The organism is Streptomyces sp. NPDC045470, assembly GCF_040646595.1.
Classification (GTDB): domain Bacteria; phylum Actinomycetota; class Actinomycetes; order Streptomycetales; family Streptomycetaceae; genus Streptomyces.
On sequence record NZ_JBEZAN010000014.1, the window covers coordinates 190,823 to 208,679 of the forward strand.

Below are 17,857 nucleotides of genomic sequence, written 5' to 3' on the forward strand. Positions count from 1 at the left end.
CTACACGTTTCTGTCGCAGGCCGGTGACCATGCCAGCGGGTTCCAGATCTACTACTCCAAGGCGTACGACAAGTGGGTCTTCAACCGTCACGCCGCCGACACGGACGACACCAAAATCGTCCGCGCCATGAGCAATACCGCAGCCAGGGCCGGCGAATGGACACACCTGACAGGTACGTACGACGCTTCCCAGCAGACGGTTTCGCTGGCTGTGAACGGCCAGCTTCAGCAGACAGCGAAGTTCACGACCCCGTGGCAGGCCAAGGGCGGTCTGCAGATCGGCCGGCTCTTCTACAAGAGCTCCTGGCAGGAGTACGCCGCCGGCACCATCGATGACATCAGTATCTCGGCAGAAGGCCCCACAGCCCACTGCTCTCCGACACAAACGGTCGGGCACCGCGGCGCTCCCCAGCTCGCGCCGGAGAACACCGTTGCCTCCCTGGATGCGGCGATCGATCACGGCGCGGACTGGGTGGAAACCGATGTGCAGTTCACCAAGGACGGCCAGCCCGTCATCATGCACGACGACACCGTGGAGAGAATGACCGACGGCACGGGGCGCGTCGATCACCTCACGTCTGCGGAAATCGCCAAGTTGAACGTGAAGGGCGGCGGACGTGTTCCCACGCTCGAACAGGTACTGGCCTCGCCCAAGGTCAAGTCCGCACGACTCCTCCTGGAATTCAAGGGGCCCCAGCCCTCGGCGGACATTGACCGGGCACTCGGTCTCGTAGCCGAAGCCGGCATGGCCGGGCGCACCATGGTGCAGTCGTTCGACGAGGGCATCGTGCGCCACGCAGCCGCCTCTCCCCACCAATTCAAGGTCGCACTGCTGCGCTCCAAGCTCGACGCGGATCCCGTGGCGACCGCCCGCGCGTTCAACCTCAGCGCGTACGCGGTGGGCTTCAAGGGACTCTCGGCCCGGCCGGGCGTGGTGAACCAGCTCAGGGCGGCCGGTGTCGAGACATTCGTCTGGACGGTCGACCGTGAAAACGACTGGAAGACGGCCACGTCGTGGGGGATCGACGGAATGATCACCAACCGTCCGGACGAGTTCCTCAAGTGGCGGCAGGGCTACTGCGCCGCCAAGTGATCCCTCGGCACATTCTCCGGCAGGCAGGAATCCTTGGTCGGCCTGCCGGGACCAGAAGGCATTTCAGCCCTCCCATGGGATGAAGGAGAAGACATTGGCAACCAGATACAGACGCGCGTCCAGATGGCGTGGCGTCGTGGCCGCGGTCATGGGCCTGACCCTGGCCGCCGGAGTGGACGCACCGGCCGCCGCAGCCGAGGACACACCGGTGTACGGCCGGTCGGACGTCCTGGAGGCATGGAGAGTCGGCGGGCCCGGCGTGCGCCAGGCCGCCGAAACCGCATTGCAGGGCTCGGACGAAGACATCCGTACCTTCATGACCAAGGACCTCCCGGCCCTTGAGGAACAGGATCTGCGCGTCCAGGTCGCACAGATCATGGTCATCGGCGGCCCGGGCGTGAGCGAAGCGGCCAACGTCGCACTGGACGGCGGGGTAAAGGAGCTCCAGGATTTCCTGGACGACGGACTCGTCAAGCCGTACGACGATGATCTGCGCGTCCGCGTCTCGCAGATCATGGCCGCCGGCGGGCCGGGCGTGCAGGAGGCGGCGGGCAAGTCGCTGGACGGCACCCCCGACGACTGGCTCAAGTTCATCAACCAGGGGCAGCTCAAGCCGGCCGAGGATGACAACCGCGTCCAGGTCTCCCAGCTGATGGTCGCGGGCGGCCCGAATGTGCAGAAGCTCGCCCAGCAGGCCCTGGACGGCTCTGCCGAAGACATCCAGGAGTTCCTGGATCACGGATGGCAGGTGGCTGCCGCACGTGACCAGGAGAAGCTGTCCGTATCCCAGCTGGCGCAGCTTGCCGACAAGGCCCAGAAGCGGGCCAAGCAGCTGACCGAGAAGGCCAAGGAGGAAGCGGCCAAGGCCGAGAAGGCCACGGCCCGGGCCAAGGCGGCAGCGGAAGAAGCAGCCCGTCAGGCCAAGGAGGCCCAGTCCTCGGCCCAGGAGGCCGCCGCCGCTGCCCGCAGAGCGGCCGCCGCGGCCGACCGGGCGGCGCAGTCGGCTCGTACCGCGGTGTCTGCGGCCGCGGGTGCCAACCAGGCAGCACGGGTGGCTTCCAGCGCAGCGGCCCAGGCGGCCTATGCCGCCAGCCGGGCCGGCAACGCAGCGGCTTCGGCCAGATCGGCCGCTGCGGCGGCCGCCGGCGATGCCAACCGCGCCAAGGAGGCTCGTAAAGCCGCGGAGGTCTCCCGAGAAGCAGCGGCGGGAGCCAAGAAGGCAGCCGTTGCCGCAGATAATGCCGGCGAAGCGGCGGAGCACGCCGCGGTTGCGGCGGGGGCCGCGGCCCGGTCGGGCGTCAATGCCGCTGCGGCCGCTGCTGCCGCGGCCGAGGCAGGCCAGTGGGCCGGCCAGGCCGGCGGCAAGGCTGAGGAGGCAAGGGCCGCGGCAGCCAGGGCCAAGCGGCTGGCCGACAAAGCCACGCGTGCGGCCAACGCCGCGCAGGCCAACGCCCGTGACGCCGCGAAGGCCGCACGGCAGTCACGGGACGCCGCCAACGACGCCGCGCAGCATGCCGAGGCCGCGGCCAAGGCAGCGGAGAAAGCCGCGGACGAGGCCGGCAAAGCGGTGAACGCGGCCAAGCAGTCCAAGGAAGCAGCCGACGCCGCGACGACGGCGGCCAACAACGCGCAGATTGCCGCGAAGCAGGCGAAGACCGTGGCCGCGCTGGCGCGCAAGGCCGACGCCGAGCGGCTGGCCGAACAAGAGGACGAGAACGTCCTCGCGGCCGAAGAAGCCAAGAAGGCCCATGACGCCGAGGTCGCCGCTGCCGAATGGGAGGCCGGGCGGATCCACCGGCTCAATGCCGAGACGCAAGAGCTGCGCAAGGAGGCCGAAGCCGCCACCGACCCGAAGGCTGCCGCGGCCAAGGGACGGCACCTCGCGGTCAACCTCCTCAACTCCGGCGGGAACTGGGTCCGCAGCAATGCCGAGATGGCGCTGGAGGGCACCGACGCGGATGTGTCCGAGTTCGTACGCACCGGGTTGACGATCGCCCTGGATCAGGACGACCGCGCCAGCGTGGCGCACATCGCGGCCACCGCCGAGAAGCCCGAGCAACGGCAGGCTGCCGTGGCCGTGGTGGACAAGCCGATCGACCAGGTGCGGGAGTTCCTGCGCACCCGGGCCTACCCGGGCAAGGAACACGACGACCGCATCGCGGTCTCACAGATCATGACCACGGGTGGCCCGGGCGTGAAGGACGCCGCCAACAAGGCCTTGGACGGCACTGCCGGCGACCTGCACCAGTTCCTGGTGGCCGGGCAGTACCAGGCCCGCGAAGCGGACGACCGCGTCGCCGCCGCGCAGGCCGCGGCCAACGGCGGGCCCGAGGTCAAGTCGGCGGCCCAAGCGGCCTTGTCGGGGCCTGCGTCGGGACTGCGGTCCTTCCTGCAGGTCGGCCTGTACAAGGCGCAGCAGCGGGATGCCAACGCGGCCGCTCACATCGCCGAGATCGACACGCTGCTGGCGGCTGCCGACCGGTCAGCGGCCCTCGCGCACAAGGACGCGGCCGAGGCTCAGCGGGTGGCCGCACATGCCCGCAATGAGGCCGCCGAGGCCGTCAAGTGGAAGAACGCCGCGAAGAAGTCCTCCGACGACGCGGCCATGTACGCACAGCAGGCCGACAAGTCGGCCGACCAGGCGGAGGAATCGTCCGAGCGGGCGGCCGCGTCCGCCAAGACGGCCCGCAACGCCGCCGCGGCCGCACAGAAGGACGCACGGGCTGCGGACCTCTCCGCACAGCAGGCCCAGCATTCCGCGGTGCGCGCCTCGCATTACTCATCGCAAGCACACACCTCCGCCTATCAGGCACGCAATTCCGCTGCGGCCGCCGACCAGGACGCTCTCGCGGCTGCCAAGGCGTCCACCGAGGCACTGAAAATCGCGGCTGACAAATTGGTCGAGGAGCTCAAGGCCCAGATACGGGAAGAGGCACTCAAGCCCAGTAAGCCGATCTCGGACAAGGAACTTCGCGCTTCCCTGGAAAAGCGGCTGTTCACATGGCGCCGCGAAGCCTGGGGGGACGGTGAACTGAAGCCGGGTGAGACGGTCTTGGTCTGCGGTGGTGACGGGGCCGGTGGCATGGGCTGCATCACGACCACCTATCTGGACCGTTTGATCGCCTGGTACATAGGTGCCGACGAAATCGAGCACTGCCTCCAGACGAAGTCCGCCAAGTGCCTTCCCGGCCTCGCGATGAGCGCTCTCAAGGTGAAGGCGCTGAAGGGGCTCAAGAAGAGATGCCGGCCCAACAGCTTTGTCCCGGGCACCCGCGTCCTGATGGCCGATCACCGGACCAAGCCGATTGAAGACGTCCGCATCGGCGACCAGGTGATCGCGACAGACCCGCAGACCGGCCGCACCGAAGCGAAAGCCGTCCGGGACACCATCACCGGCGGCGGCAAGAAGAACCTCGTCAGCATCACTGTCCCCCGTTCCGGCGCGCAGTCCGGCGGCACCGTCGTCGCCACCGACAAGCACCGCTTCTGGGAGACCGGCAGCAACGGCGCATGGCTCGACGCCGCAGCGCTCAAGCCCGGAATGAAACTGCTCAGCAGCTCCGGTGCACCGGTGCCGATCAACGCCACCAAGACGTGGACTGTGCCCGGCCAGCGGGTCCACAACCTGACAGTCGCCGATCTGCACACCTACTACGTGGTCGCCGGCGACCAGCCTGTTCTCGTCCACAACGACAACAACTGGTGCGACGAAGACCTCAAGGCGATGGGAGAGTGGGACAAGGGGCGAAGCGGTAGCGTGGAAGAGAGCGCCAAGTACCACATTGACAAGCACGGCAAGGGGCGGACCTTCGCCGAATACACGAAGGAAGCCAAGGCTCTCTGGGACAAGACACCGGCCAAGGACCGTATTCGCGTCACGGTGGGCCATGGCAAGCCGGGCTGGAAGATCAAGGGCGACTGGAGAAGTGGTGAAGGAATCTACACCGACGACGGGAAGATCGTGACATGGTGGGACTGACAGGCAGCTCCGACTTCCGGAACGCCTACAATGACTTCCGTGCGATGCCCTACCCTGACCGCCCTAATCCCGGGAAGCTGCAGGACCTGGGGTCCGATCTGCTCGACATCGACTACCAAATCGCAGGATATGCGGGCCAGGTCGTCAACGGTGACCTGAACGCTTCGGACATCCCGGATTTGGACGAGCACGCCCGCGAAGTCAAGTACCTCCTGAGCGCATTCGCTTCGGTGAGCACCGCAACGGATCAAGAATTGCAACTCAAGGAGAAGTTTCATGCCTACGTCGCTACGCTGGATCGAATGATGGTCGAACTCCAGCGGCTGGCCGCCGGCTGACGGGTTATAACCTCGAGGGCAGCGTAGGCCGACGGGCTTATGCATCGCCAGGCCAGCACTTTTCCAGTGAGGTTCTTGGTAAGGGCTGGACGTTCTCAGCGGGTGGTCACAGGTGATCCTGTGGCCACCCGCTGTCGTGGTTTCCAGCGCAAATGGGCTGAGGTCTTGCTCTCGAAGTGGCCCCCGGAACCGTCGCCGAGTAGTAGTCGCAGCGGCGAGTGCTGAGTGGCAGCGCCTGCAGAAGGGCGGTCGCCGTGCGTCAAACGAAGCACATGCGCGTGCGCGATCGCGAGCTGCGCCGCGATCATGGCGGTGTCCAGGCGCTGCCGCAGGTGCTCGGTGTCGGCTGGGAAGGCCGCAGAGCGAGTGGCGCTGCCTCACCAAGGGCCCGGTCGAACCGCTCGCACAGGTATTCTGGATCACCTCGTCATCGCGGCCCGCCGGGCTTCCGCTCCATCTCGATGGAGACTCACGGACACGCCCCCACCCGCACGAGTGTCTTCGTGCTGCCTGGGAGCTTGCCTTGTTGTTCCGTGCGTCCGCCGAAACAGTCGCCGCTATGGCGCTCGACGATTCGCTCTTCGTCCATCTGCACGAGCAATTTGCCCACCGGCACGGCCATCGCCCTGGCCCGTCCGAGGCGCGTTCCTGGGAGCGGAGTCTTCCCATGCTCGCAGCCGCACTCAACGAGGCGGGGCTGGGGGCTGTCGAAGTCATGATCGAGTACGAGCTGCCTTTGAACAGCAAACGCGCCGACGTTGTCCTCGCCGGATCGCATCCGGCCACTGGCGCGCCGTCCTACGTCGTCGTGGAGCTCAAGCAGTGGAGTCAGGCTGCCCCTGACGAGGACGACCCGGAATGGCCGTATGCAGCTGCACATCGTCGAAAGTCCGGAGGAACAGGAGAGTCATCTCGAGGGGCGCCGAGCCCAGGGCTACGGCGCCCGGATGTCGGCAGGCTACTGCTGGCCCTGGTCGAAGGAGCCGAAACCGGGTGAGCCGCTCGCCGCGGCACCCTCAAATGATCAACGCACCACCCACGGATGATCATGTGATCGTGGAGGCACAGGTGCGTGACTACGGGTTTTCGCCAGCTCAGCAGGATGAAATCTGGAGGCGCTGGCGTGAGGGACAGTCGTTCAGCTTGATCGGGCGGGCGCTCGGGGATCCGATGCAGCACGCCCGTCGGTTCCTGTACCAGAGCGGCGGCGTCCGCCTCGTGCCGCAGGCGCGTTCGGAGCGGCATCTGAGTGGCAGCGAGCGTGAGGAGATATCCCGCGGTATCGCTGCGGGGGAATCGGCCCGGCAGCTCGCCAAGAGGCTGGGCCGATCTCCTTCGACCGTCTCCCGCGAGATCGCCCGCAACGGCGGCCGGGACCGCTACCGAGCTGCCTCGGCCGATACATCCGCCTACCAGCGCGGGCGCCGCCCCAAGCAGGCCAAGCTCGCCCAACGGCATGCTCTCCGGGCTCTGGTGGAAGCCAAGTTGGCTCTGTGCTGGCCGCCCGAGCAGATCGCAGGATGGCTGCGACGGCAGTTCCCTGGTGACGCCACCATGCAGATCTCGCACGAAGCGATCTACCTCTCGCTCTACGACCCCCGCCGACGCCAGGCCATCGACCGTAGCCTCACCCAGCGGCTGCGGTCAGGCAGGCCCATGCGCCGCCCGAAGCTCGCTCGCCGGCCCACCGGGCGGGGCATCATCCGAGGCATGGTGTCCATCACCGCCCGCCCCGCCGAGGTCGAGGACCGTAAGGTCCCCGGCCACTGGGAGGGCGACCTTGTGATGGGCACCCGGCCCTCCGCAGTGGCCACGCTGGTCGAGCGCACCAGCCGCTACACGGCCGTCGTCGCGCTGCCCGACGGCATCAAGGCGAGCAGGTCACTCCCCACCTCATCAGCAGTCTCCTCAGCATCCCGCCCCAGCTACGACGGACGCTCACCTGGGACCGGGGTCGGGAGATCGCTGAGCACCAGGCCATCACCGCCGAGACCGGGATGCCGATCTACCTCTGCAAGCCACGGAGCCCATGGCAGCGCGGCATCAACGAGAACACCAACCGGCTGCTACGGCAGTACCTCCCCAAGGGAGCGGACCTCCGCACGTTCAGCCAAGCCGACCTGGGCGCCATCGCCCACGAACTCAACCACCGGCCTCGCAAGACCCACGGGTACCGCACTCCGGCAGAGGTCTACGCTGACCTCCTGAACAGCAGTGATGCGCTGACCGCTTGAGGTCGCCGAGTGGCGGCTGCGGCGCAAGCTCAGTCAGCTTGAGCTGGCTCTGCGCGCGGACACCTCGTCGCGGCACCTGTCCTGCGTGGAGACCGGGCGCGCCCGGCCCAGCCAGAAAATGGTGCTGCGCCTGGCCTGCCATCTGGACGTACCGCTGCGCGAACGCAACAGCCTGCTGATGGCCGCGGGCTACGCGCCCGTCTACCGCGAACGCCCGCTGGACAGTGAGGACATGCGCGCGGTGCGGTCGGCGGTGGACATGCTGCTGGAGGGGCACGATCCGTACCCGGCGGTCGTCGTCGACCGGCTGTGGAACGTGGTGCGCGCCAACCGGGCGATGGGCGTCATGCTCGACGTCGCCCCGCCGGAACTGCTGGCGCCCGCGCCGAACGTGATGCGGCTGGCCCTGCACCCCGAGGGCCTTCCGGCCCACGCGGTCGACTATGGGGAGGTGCGCGCGTACCTGCTCGGCGGGCTGGCACAGCAGGCGCACACCACCGGCGATCCCGCCCTGAGGGCTCTGTACGACGAGGTCAGCGCCTACGAGGTGCCTGTGCACGAGGCCCCGGCGCCGCCCCAGGAGCGCGGGCCACGCGAAGCGGTGGTGCCGATGCGGTTCCGGACCCCGTACGGGGAACTGGCGATGTTCAGCAGCATCGCCACCTTCGGCGCGCCGGCCGACGTCACGCTCTCGGAGCTGGCGATCGAGCTGTTCTTTCCCATGGATCAGCACACTGAGCGGGTGCTGCGGGGGCGTGCTGGTGGTCCGGGGCTGTCCGGTACGCCGGCTGCTTCGGTTGCGCTCGGGGCCGGGGAGCTGCTGGCGGATGCGGCGGCGAGAGGGGCCGGGCGATGAGGGGCGTACGTGCGGGGTTCTCGCGCGCACGGCCTCGCGGCGGATCTGCGATCCCTCGCCGGGCGGGTGAGAGGCGAAACCTTCCGCCCCGAGGGTGACGGGTATGACGGGCACGACAGGTACGACGAGGAGCGCACCGGGTTCCAGCGCGCCGCCCGCCACCGGCCCGCCATCATTGTCGGCGCGCGCTGCCCCGGGGGCGTACGCCTGGCCGTGGAGTTCGCCGCCGTCCACGGTCTGCCGGTGACGGTCAAGGCCACCGGTCACGGGCCGGCCGTCCTCGCCGACGGCGGCGTGCTGGTCACCACTTGCCGCATGGACGGCGTGCGGATCGACGCGGCCACGGCCACCACCCACCCGGAGGCGGGCGCGCGGTGGGAGCAGGTCGTACCCGAGGCGAGTCGGAGCGGCCTGGCGCCGTTGAACGGCTCCGCGCCGCATGTCGCCGCCGTCCCCTACACCCTCGGCGGCGGCCTCAGGCTGCTGTCCTCTGCCTACGGCTACGCCGCCGACCACGTACGGGCGATGGACGTCGTCACCGCCGACACTCGCCTGCGCCACGTCACCCCGGACAGCGACCCGGACCTCTTCTGGGCCCTGCTGGGCGGGCCGCGACAACTTCGGCATCGCCGCCGGGCTGGAGATCGGCCTGCTGCCGGTCGAGCGGATCTACGGCAGCGGTCTCGGGTTGAGGAACATCGGAACGAAAACCGGCGCCAAGCTCTCGTCGGGCCCTGGTGGGCGGCTGACGGCCCATCGGTTGCCGGTCCCGCCTGAAGTCGTCCCATGGATAACGCCCTGTTACCTGCGGGAGCTTGATTCGTCACCTGCGGTGACGCTCTCCCGGCCGTACATGAAGCAGCCCTGTTATCCGTGGCAGGGGAAGCGATGCCCGCCGTCGTGCAACTGCCGGCCGGGAAGGTGTTGACCGTCCGCGCGGCGGCCGACGCCTTCCTCGACTCGCTCCGCAACCCGGACACCGTCCGCAGCTACTCGACCGGGGTCGGCAAGACCGCCGAGCGGATCAGGGGGCCCGTCCGCCGGCGTCGGTCGCGGACGACGGGATCGGCGAGGCCCTGGAGTTGCTGTGGGGGGCGGAGGCCGTCAGCACTTGGAATGCCCGCCGGGCGGGGGGCTGTCGTGGCTGGGCTGGTGCGCGCGGTACGGCTACGACGGCCCGGCGGTCCCGGATTGGACGAAGCGGCCGGCGGCGCCGGACTCCGAGACCCCGGCCCGCTCGAAGACGGCCGTGGACCGGCTCATCACCCGGCGCGAGGTCCACTTGAGGGAGAAGACCCGTGGCGGATGCTGTACGGGACCGCCAGGCGGTCGGAGGAGAGCCTCGGCGTGAACAATCGAGGACCTGGACCTCGCCGCGCGCCGCTGCCCCGTGAAGGCCAAGGACGCCCGTAGCAAGCCCCGCCACCGGGGACAGGCACGCTAGGACTTCGTCCCGGAGACGGTTTATCGGGGCGCTGGAACCGCCCGGCTCCTGCCCCGCCTGCTGCGCGGCCGTACTCGCTCCGGTGTTCGTCAGCCGTCGCCGTCCCGGTCCGGGGAAGGTGGCCAGCCCGCGGGGTGTGTGCCCGGGCACCGGGCCGGCCCCCTCTCCTGCGGCCGGGCCCGCGCCCTGCTCGATCTCGATGAGCACACCGCCGTACGCGGACCGGGGGCCGGCTGGGACTTGCACGAGTACCGCCGTTCTGCCCTCACCCACCTCGGAGAGCAGGGTGCCTCCCTGCTGATGCCGATGGCCAAGTCCCGGCACGAGAAGCCGGAGAACGTACGCCGCTACTTCAAGCCGTCCCCGCGGCGATCTCTGAGCTGACCAGCCTCCTCGCGCCCGGCGAGGCTCGGCGCCGCGTCACCTGTTCGGGCCGGACGCGTGCCCCGGCCCCCGGCAGCCGCTTCGTCCCGTGAACGGCGGCGATGATCCGGACAGAGAGCTCTGCCGTCGTGGCGCCGGACCTGCCGGTGATGGGAGGGCTTCACCGTTCGCCGGGGGCACCCGTGTCCCGGTCGCCGTCCGCGTGCGTCAGTACAGCGCTGGTGACGAGGTCGAAGAGGTGGTTGGCGCGGGGTGCGAGTGCGGGTTGATCGCCGAGCCACGCGAGCATGGCTATCAGGGCGAAGAGGTCGTCGCCGTCGATGTCGTTCCGGGCCGCGCCTGTGGCCTGAGCCCGGGCGAGGAGCCGGGCACCGGCTGCGCGCAGGGTGACGCACGAGGCATGCAGGGCGGATTCGGGGTCCTCGATGGCCGCCGCCATCAGTACGGTCACCCCTCGGTACTCGGTTGTCCAGGCGACGCAGTCGCGCACCCATGAGACGAGAGCGTCCTCGGCCGTGTGCGCTGTCTCCAGCTCGCTCGCTCTGGCCGTCAGGTCGCCGAAGCTCGCGTGGAGCAGGCCCTCCAGGAGCGCCTCGCGCGTCGGGAAGTGCCGCAGCAGCGTCGCGAGGCCGACATCGGCTCTGCGCGCGATGTCGCGCATCGACACGTCGATGCCCTGCTCGGCTATGACGGGGCCCGCCACGGTGAGCAGGTGGTCGCGGTTTCTCTGCGCGTCGACTCGCATCGGTCTCCTCACTTGACCAAGTGGTTCACTGATCCATATATTCGGACCACTGAACCGCTTATGTGGTCCACTGAACCGAATAAGCGTATACCGTGCCGTAGCCAGGAGGAACACGATGCCGACCCGCATGATGAAAGCGATCCGGCTGCACGAGTTCGGCGGTCCCGAGGTGCTCCGGCACGAGGAGGTCGCAGTTCCCGAACCGGCCTCGGGCGAGGTGCTCGTCCGCGTGAGGGCGGTCGGTCTCAACCCGCCCGACTGGTACGTACGCGAGGGCATGCCCGGCATCCCTCCCGAGTTCCGGCCCCCGTTCGACCTGCCCCTGATCCCGGGGACCGACATCTCGGGTGTCGTGGAAGCCGTCGCCGCCGATGTCCCCGGCTTCACGGTCGGGGACGAGGTGGTGGGGCTGCTGCGCTTTCCCGTCGTGATGCAGAGCGGCGCGTACGCCGAGTACGTCACCGCACCCGCTTCCGACCTCGCGCCCAAGCCGGCCACCGTGGACCACACGCACGCTGCCGCGCTGTCCATGTCGGGGCTGACAGCGTGGCAATACCTGATCGACGTCGGGCACGGTCACCCCTCCCCGTTCCAGGAGGCAAGGCACCGCCCCATGGAGCTGGGCAGCGACACCACGGTGCTCGTCAACGGAGCCGGCGGCGGCGTCGGCCACCTCGCTCTGCAACTGGCCAAGTGGAAGGGGGCCCGCGTCATCGCCGTGGCCTCCGGAGCCCACGAGACCTTCCTTCGCGGCCTCGGTGCCGACGAATACATCGACTACACCAAGCAGCGCCCCGAGGGCATCGTCCGCGACGTCGACCTCGTCCTGGACACCGTCGGGGGTCCCGACAGCCGGCGCTTCCTGTCCACTCTCAAGCGCGGCGGCGCACTGTACCCGGTGTACTTCGGAGAGTTCGACGACGAGGAGAACGCGAGGCTGGGCATCACCGTGTCCGGCACGCAGGTACGGGCGAACGGTGCTCAGCTCGCGGAATTGGGACGCCTGGTGGACGCGGGCGCGGTCCGCGTCGCCATCGACAGCACGTTCGCGCTCGCAGACGCCCGGGCGGCACACAAGCGCGCCGCCCAGGGGCACATCCAAGGCAAGATCGTGCTCACGGTCCCTTAAGGCTGGCCGGTGGGCCGGGGGTGAGGAATATCCGGTGCGGCTCTCTCGCCCCCCCCGGCTGCCCGAGGTTCACCCGTCGTCGGTGGCGTGTCTGTCGCGCAGGGGCCGCCGACCGCCGGGCAGGTCGGGGAGCTGGAAGGAGTACCGGCCCAGCGCGTTGATGTGATGGCACACGAGCGGGGAGAGCCGGGCGGCGTCCTCGTCGCGGGCAGCGAAGCCGTCGGCGCGGAGCTGGGTGAGGGCGGTGTCCATGTGGCGGGTGTTGAACGGCGCGAGGGCGTTGAGGACCGGGCTCAGCGCCCCGATCTGGCCTCCATGTCCTCCAGGTGGCGCTGGCGGAGCTGCCCGTGCCTGCCGTGGCAGATCTTCCGGGCGAGAGAACGGCGGTCCTCCTGGAGGTTGGCCTGGTCCTTGATCTGCCGTCGGCAGCCGGGAGCGGGGTGGGGCGACCGTCGCGGGAGAGTATCCGGATGACGTCGTAGGCGCGGACGGCTCCGGTGGCGATGGAGTCGATGAGGCGAAGAGTGTCCTCGCCCATGGCGTTCGGTACGGGCGAGGTCGGCCCGGCCGCGGGTGGCGCCTTCGGGGCGAGGGTCTGACGGGCACACAGGGTGAGGGAAGTGTGGTGGGTGCGCAGGGGACGGGAGGTGTGGTGGTCCGGTGTGTGCCGTAGACCGTAGTGGGGAAAGTGCCGGTTTTGCCGGTAGTTCTGGCGCTTTGCCCGCGACTCTCCCTTTATGGTGTTGCCGCTGGTCAGTGACGTGCCGCGGGGTGGCGGTCCGATGAGGCGGCCGTGCGGCGTCCGGTCTGCTCCACTCGTGCCCGTGCGGCTGCTCCCGGTTCCATCGGCGAAGCACCGTTATGAGGAATTAGTTATCTTAATTCTCATTCGCCCGTATGCCGCAGTCACCCGCTGTGAGGCGCATTCGTTGACGACGTATGACTGACACGATCGTTTCCCCCACGCGCCAGCTCGGCTCCTGGCAGCTGAGCTCGACCGTGCCCCGCAGCGCGCCCGACGTCCGTCCCGACGTCCATCTGCTGCGCCCCGGGCAGCGCGTGCGGCTGGAGTACACCGGCGACCTGCTGGAACAACTGCTGGCCGCCCTCGACGGCATCAAGGACGGCCGGTAGCGGCTCCCCCGGCGCCCGCCGCCCCCGCCGGGCGGCGCGTCGGCCGGCCCCTTCCCCACCGGCCACCACCGATTCCTGTGAGAGCTGTTGTGAACGACACCCCGCGGGCCCCCGTGCCTCCCGGTACCGGCCGGCACCGGCTGCCGCGCCAGAGCACGGAGGTGCCCGACGCCTTCCCCGGCTTCCCCGGCGGCATCCCGTACCCGCACCACCCGCACGACGGTTACCTGAGGCAGGAGGTGGGCGACGACGGGTGGGACGCCGCTGTCGTGGAGGAACTGGGCCACGAGCTGGCGGAGCTGTGGGACACCGCCGAACAGCCCCCCGTGGCAGGTGGTCCGGCGGCCGTTTTCCCGGTCGGCGAGACCGTGTTCCCCGCCGGCGGCGCGGTGTTCCCGGCCGCTGATCCCGTCTTCCCGGTTGCCGAGGGCATCTTCCCGGTAAGCGACTCCGTGTTCCCGGCCGCCGAGGGCGTCTTCCCGGTGGGCGACTCCGTGTTCCCGGCCGCCGAGGGCGTCTTCCACCCCGGAACCTCTTTCCAGTACCCCGAAGAGTCGTTCCGCCCTCCCGGGACCGGCTTCCGCACCGACGACTTCGCGTATCAGGCGGATCACTCGGACGACGACATCGGGTACCGCTCGGACGACGACTTCGCGTATCGCCCGGACGACGGCGTCGGGTACCGCTCGGACGGCCGCGTCGCGCACCACCTCGACGGCGTCGTGTACCACCCCGGAAAGGCCGTCTTCCACGCCTCCGCGGCCGAATTCCCCGCGGACGAGGCCGGGTTCTGCCCGACGGGTACCGCCGGTCGCGCCGCACCGGTCTCCGGCCTCCTCGCGGACAGCGACGCGGAACCCGCCGGCTGGTCCTGGAGGCGCCTGCTGAGCGCCTCGTCCGTCCTGATGACGGCGGTGATCGCGATCGCCGTCGCCGCGCTGGGGGCGGTGGCCTCGTACCCGTCGCTGCGCGGGATCGCGGACGGCGTCGCTCCGGCGGACATCGCGGGGCTGTGGCCACTGCTGATCTACGGCCCCTGGGTCGTGGCCACCCTGTCCATCCTGCGCGCCCGCGCCTACCGGCGCCGTACGCTGCACTCCTGGGCCGTCGTGATCTTCTTCGCCGCCGTGGCCACGCTGCTCTGCGTCGCCCGGGTGCACCCGTCCCCGGCGGGCATCGCCGTGGCGGGCCTCCCGCCGCTGACCGTCCTGCTCTGCTTCCACCAGTTCGTACGCCAGCTCGACCTCGCCACCGCACCGCCGCCCGCCGCCCGGCACGCGCAGAACAACCGGGGCCAGCACCGCCATCGTTCCGCGGGGTGAAGTGAGGCGAGGTGGGCGGGCATGAGGCTGGGGGCTTGAGCCGGACAAGTGGGGCTGGGGCCAGAGGCGGGGGACTCGCCGTGCGGCGTCAGGCCGTCGCCGTGTCCACGAGGTCGGTGACGAACTTGCGTACCCGGCCGCGGAGCACCGGTGTGACGCCGTGGATGACCTGCGCGCCGTACGCGACGGCCACCCCCGGCCCGGCGTCGGTCAGCCACCGGCTCTTGCGCGGTGTGCTCAGCCACTGCGGTGTGTCCTCGTGGACGGCGGGGCCGTGCGGCAGGCTGCGGCTCAGCGGGGTGCCCGGTTCGTACCCGTCGGCCGCGCCCAGCAGCGTGTCGGTCCAGGGAGCGGAGTCCGACGTCGTCTCGATGTAGAACCGGCCGCCTTCCGCCGCGTCCGCGATCGTCACGCCGATCCGGCCGATGCGCCGGGGCGGCGTCCGCGGGCTGCTGATCCCGTCGAGGTGGGTGGGCACGCTCTCACCCACGGCGAGTTCGGTGTAACCCCAGGAGCCGGACCCGGCGATGGACGGCATACTGCGCCGGATCGCGGGCAGCGCCCGCTGGGTGGCGTCGGCCAGCACCTCCTGGGCGGTGGCCGGGGCCTTGAGGACCTCTGCCTGGTGGCGGGGCTGCCAGCCGGCCGCCTCGCTGTCCATGATCTTGACCAGCCGGGAGATCTCCTCCGCGGTGAGGAACTCCTCGACCGTCTGCAGCATGAGCGTCTCGCTGATGTGGATCACTTCGCTCTCCTCGTCGGAGTCCGGGGTACCGGTTCTGTACTCCACGGTGCCGTCGGGGTGAGGGGGCGGGCAGGCGCAGACGGGGGCGCACATGCGCGCAGCGGCTCGTACGCGTGTGCGCCCTTGGGGTGGCTGTCCCGCAGAGATCACTTCCCGGTGAGCGAGGCACCCTTCTCCATGTTCAGCGGTCGCGCGGCCGTCTCGGCGAGGCCCAGGACCGCCGCGACGTTGGACTCGCTCAGCGGAATGCGCAGCAGCCCGACGACCTCGGACTCGGTGAGGGAGGAGATCGTCGGGCTCGACGCCGAGTTCGCGGCGGCGGACTGCGGGGCGAGGGCGGCCGCGCCGGCCGCGGCGAGCACTGTGACGACTGCGGAACGGATACGCATCAGGGTGAGGGCTTCCATAGGAGTCGGGGGAAGTGGTGCGGGTCGGTGGCGCTACGCCGAAAAGCGCGCATCCAGTCAAGGCGGGCACGGACGGTTACGAAGCGCCGCGGTCCGTGCGACCACCCCTACGGGTGCCCGGGATCACCCGTGCGGCAGACGGAACGGCAGGGGTGTTCGAAGGCGGCGCGGTGGCCCGGCGGCATCCGGACTCCGGCCGCTGCTCCGGCTCCGGCTCCGGCCGCTGTTCCGGCACCCCGCGATACTCCGGCTCCGGCCGCTGTTCCGGCTCCGTAACGGTCCGTACGTCCGCGCCGGCCTGCGCCGGGTGGCCGCGGGTGGGCGCCGTCGCGACTAGCCCGGACGATCATGGGTACCCAGCGCGCCGGGCCACCGATGACCACGGCGGACCGGACCCGCACGGGAAAGTGAGCCGGGAGGCGGAGTTGGCGGAGGCTAGGGGTACGGCCGGGTGGCGGTGGGTGTGGTGGGAAGTGGCCGCGGTCGGCCGCACGGTGCGGGGCGCGGTGCGGGGGTCCGGGCCGGAGCGGGACACCGTCGTCCAGTCCTTGAAAGCGGCCGGTGCCGCGGTCACGGCCTGGGCGCTGACCGGCTGGTGGCTGAACGCGCCGCTGGCCCTGATGGCCCCCTGGACCGCGCTGGCGCTGGTCGACGCCACCGTCTACCGCTCGCTGCGGTCCGGACTCCAGCAGCTCGTGGTGATCGTGCTCGGCGCCCTGCTGGCCTCCGCGGCGATGGCCGTGACCGACGGCAGCACGCTGGGCGCCATGCTCATCGTGCTGCCGGTGATGACGCTGGTCGGCACCCACCGCAGACTGGGCGCCCAGGGCATCTACGGGGCGACCACCGCCTTGTTCGTCATCACCTACGGCGCCTACTCGCTGACCGAGGTCGGGCACCGGCTCATGGAGACCGCGATCGGGGCGGTCATCGGCATCACGGTCAACGCGCTGATCCTCCCGCCGGTGCACCTGCGCAATGTCCACGACCAACTGCGGCGGCTGCCCCGGGAGAGCGCCGAACTGTTGCAGATCATGGCCCAGGGGCTGCGGGACGAGGAGTGGAGCGCCACGGACGCGGCGGGCTGGCACGACCGCGCGCGCCGCCTCGGCCAGGTGCTGCGGGCGCTGGCCAGCGCCCGTGAGTGGACCGCCGAGAGCTCCCGCTTCAACCCCGGCTTCCGGCTGCGCCGTACCGGACCGCCTCCGCCACCGCCGGAGAAGGCCGACGCGGTGTGGGAGCGGGCGGTCGCCCACCTCTCGGCCATCGCCCGCACGCTGGCCGGCACGGCAGGGGAGAAGGCCCGGCTGACCGCGCCCGGCGCCGCGTTCCTGCGGCGCTACGCCGACCTCGCGGACGAGGCCGCGACGCTGTGCCGGGCCGAGGAGGACCTGATCGCGGACAGTGACCGGGCGGAGGCGGGGGAGCGCTACCGCCGGGCGCGTGCGCGGGCGCAGGAGCTGTACGACGGGCTCGCGGACGACTTCCGTGAGCAGCGCGACCCGCCGGCCGCCGCGGCGAGCGGTGAGCTGCTGGTGGAGATGAAGCAGTTGCTGCACGAGCTGACCCACTTCGCGGAACCGGACACACCGAAGAACACCGGGGGCACGGGAAACACGGGACAGACGGGAAATGCGCGCAACGCGGGGGACACGGGGAAGCCGTACGGCCGGAGGAAACCGTGGAAGCAGGGGAAGCCGGGGCGGGAGGTGCAGTCGGGCGGGAGGTGAAGCCCGGCGGCCGAAACCAGGAGAGCCGCGGGGTCCAGTCCGTATCGCAGGCGCCGCCGAAGCCGGGAGAGCGGCGGGGTCCAGTCCGTATCGCAGGCGCCGCCGAAGCCGGGAGAGCGGCGGGGTCCAGTCCGTACCGCAGGCGTTGCCGACGCCCCCCGCCCGTCCGTCGGGCCCCGGCCGACGGGCGCCCGCCCGGATCCCGCGGCCCCCCGCCCGTCCGTCGGGCCCCGGCCGACGGGCGCCCGCCCGGATCCCGCCCGGCCCCCACCCGACCCCGTACCGGCAGGCCACGACGTTTCCCCTGGGGTGTCGTG

14 protein-coding genes and 4 pseudogenes are annotated in these 17,857 nt (G+C 70.3%); 14 read left to right on the top strand and 4 right to left on the bottom strand.

Going from position 1 to position 17,857, the window contains the following annotated elements:
• The 10 genes and pseudogenes from AB0A97_RS30660 to AB0A97_RS30705 form a co-directional block, all read left to right on the top strand.
• The coding region (locus AB0A97_RS30660; protein ID WP_361155827.1) for a glycerophosphodiester phosphodiesterase family protein at window positions 1-1,093 on the top strand (1,093 nt) is incomplete at its 5' end.
• A 136-nt stretch (window positions 1,094-1,229) separates the two neighbouring features.
• The gene (locus AB0A97_RS30665; RefSeq protein ID WP_361155828.1) at window positions 1,230-5,072 is read left to right on the top strand and encodes a polymorphic toxin-type HINT domain-containing protein; all 3,843 of its coding nucleotides are present in this window, start codon (window positions 1,230-1,232) and stop codon (window positions 5,070-5,072) included.
• Window positions 5,060-5,410 (top strand): hypothetical protein, encoded by a 351-nt coding sequence (locus AB0A97_RS30670; RefSeq protein WP_361155829.1) that lies wholly within the window; start codon window positions 5,060-5,062, stop codon window positions 5,408-5,410. Before AB0A97_RS30665 ends, AB0A97_RS30670 begins: the two co-directional genes overlap by 13 nt.
• Window positions 5,411-5,933: 523 nt before the next feature.
• Window positions 5,934-6,266: pseudogene (locus AB0A97_RS30675) on the top strand (ATP-binding protein); the annotation flags it as partial.
• Window positions 6,267-6,276: 10 nt separating this feature from the next.
• Window positions 6,277-6,456, top strand: coding sequence for a DNA/RNA helicase domain-containing protein (locus AB0A97_RS30680; protein WP_361155831.1), 180 nt, complete (start codon window positions 6,277-6,279; stop codon window positions 6,454-6,456).
• 124 nt (window positions 6,457-6,580) lie between these two features.
• A pseudogene (locus AB0A97_RS30685) lies at window positions 6,581-7,210 on the top strand (IS30 family transposase); the annotation flags it as partial.
• Between the two features lie 113 nt (window positions 7,211-7,323).
• The gene (locus AB0A97_RS30690; RefSeq protein WP_361155912.1) at window positions 7,324-7,644 is read left to right on the top strand and encodes an IS30 family transposase; all 321 of its coding nucleotides are present in this window, start codon (window positions 7,324-7,326) and stop codon (window positions 7,642-7,644) included.
• A 16-nt stretch (window positions 7,645-7,660) separates the two neighbouring features.
• Complete coding sequence (locus tag AB0A97_RS30695) at window positions 7,661-8,500, top strand: helix-turn-helix transcriptional regulator (protein WP_361155915.1); 840 nt, start codon at window positions 7,661-7,663, stop codon at window positions 8,498-8,500.
• 66 nt (window positions 8,501-8,566) lie between these two features.
• Window positions 8,567-9,277 carry an FAD-dependent oxidoreductase gene (locus AB0A97_RS30700; RefSeq protein ID WP_361155832.1) on the top strand — a complete coding sequence of 237 codons (711 nt, stop codon included), beginning with the start codon at window positions 8,567-8,569 and terminating at the stop codon, window positions 9,275-9,277.
• Between the two features lie 111 nt (window positions 9,278-9,388).
• Window positions 9,389-10,360: pseudogene (locus AB0A97_RS30705) on the top strand (hypothetical protein); the annotation flags it as partial.
• Window positions 10,361-10,488: 128 nt separating this feature from the next.
• Here the strand turns inward: AB0A97_RS30705 and AB0A97_RS30710 are convergent.
• Window positions 10,489-11,073 carry a helix-turn-helix domain-containing protein gene (locus tag AB0A97_RS30710; protein ID WP_361155833.1) on the bottom strand — a complete coding sequence of 195 codons (585 nt, stop codon included), beginning with the start codon at window positions 11,071-11,073 and terminating at the stop codon, window positions 10,489-10,491.
• 115 nt (window positions 11,074-11,188) lie between these two features.
• On the opposite strand from AB0A97_RS30710, the gene AB0A97_RS30715 reads away from it, so the two are divergent.
• Window positions 11,189-12,202, top strand: coding sequence for an NADP-dependent oxidoreductase (locus tag AB0A97_RS30715; RefSeq protein WP_361155834.1), 1,014 nt, complete (start codon window positions 11,189-11,191; stop codon window positions 12,200-12,202).
• Between the two features lie 69 nt (window positions 12,203-12,271).
• On the opposite strand, the pseudogene AB0A97_RS30720 reads toward AB0A97_RS30715, so the two are convergent.
• Window positions 12,272-12,786 (bottom strand): annotated as a pseudogene (locus AB0A97_RS30720) (Tn3 family transposase); the annotation flags it as partial.
• 355 nt (window positions 12,787-13,141) lie between these two features.
• On the opposite strand from AB0A97_RS30720, the gene AB0A97_RS30725 reads away from it, so the two are divergent.
• Both AB0A97_RS30725 and AB0A97_RS30730 read left to right on the top strand, forming a co-directional pair.
• Window positions 13,142-13,336 (top strand): hypothetical protein, encoded by a 195-nt coding sequence (locus AB0A97_RS30725; protein WP_030024513.1) that lies wholly within the window; start codon window positions 13,142-13,144, stop codon window positions 13,334-13,336.
• 89 nt (window positions 13,337-13,425) lie between these two features.
• Window positions 13,426-14,658: a DUF2637 domain-containing protein gene (locus AB0A97_RS30730; protein ID WP_361155835.1), complete on the top strand. Its 1,233-nt coding sequence runs from the start codon at window positions 13,426-13,428 to the stop codon at window positions 14,656-14,658.
• 88 nt (window positions 14,659-14,746) lie between these two features.
• Here AB0A97_RS30730 and AB0A97_RS30735 read toward each other — a convergent pair whose 3' ends face one another.
• Window positions 14,747-15,403, bottom strand: coding sequence for a hypothetical protein (locus AB0A97_RS30735; RefSeq protein ID WP_361155837.1), 657 nt, complete (start codon window positions 15,401-15,403; stop codon window positions 14,747-14,749).
• A 146-nt stretch (window positions 15,404-15,549) separates the two neighbouring features.
• The gene (locus AB0A97_RS30740) at window positions 15,550-15,792 is read right to left on the bottom strand and encodes a hypothetical protein (RefSeq protein WP_361155838.1); all 243 of its coding nucleotides are present in this window, start codon (window positions 15,790-15,792) and stop codon (window positions 15,550-15,552) included.
• Between the two features lie 443 nt (window positions 15,793-16,235).
• Between AB0A97_RS30740 and AB0A97_RS30745 the strand changes: the two genes are divergently transcribed.
• Entirely contained in the window at window positions 16,236-17,540 is a 1,305-nt protein-coding gene (locus AB0A97_RS30745; RefSeq protein WP_361155839.1) for an aromatic acid exporter family protein, read from the top strand.
• The last annotated feature ends 317 nt before the right edge of the window (window positions 17,541-17,857 follow it).

Excerpts from the sequence above, each read along its gene's own strand:
- AB0A97_RS30670 (WP_361155829.1), top strand. The coding sequence starts at position 5,060 with ATGGTGGGACTGACAGGCAGCTCCGACTTCCGGAACGCCTACAATGAC.
- AB0A97_RS30715 (WP_361155834.1), top strand. The coding sequence starts at position 11,189 with ATGCCGACCCGCATGATGAAAGCGATCCGGCTGCACGAGTTCGGCGGT.
- AB0A97_RS30740 (WP_361155838.1), bottom strand. The coding sequence starts at position 15,792 with ATGCGTATCCGTTCCGCAGTCGTCACAGTGCTCGCCGCGGCCGGCGCG.
- AB0A97_RS30710 (WP_361155833.1), bottom strand. The coding sequence starts at position 11,073 with ATGCGAGTCGACGCGCAGAGAAACCGCGACCACCTGCTCACCGTGGCG.
- AB0A97_RS30725 (WP_030024513.1), top strand. The coding sequence starts at position 13,142 with ATGACTGACACGATCGTTTCCCCCACGCGCCAGCTCGGCTCCTGGCAG.
- AB0A97_RS30680 (WP_361155831.1), top strand. The coding sequence starts at position 6,277 with ATGCAGCTGCACATCGTCGAAAGTCCGGAGGAACAGGAGAGTCATCTC.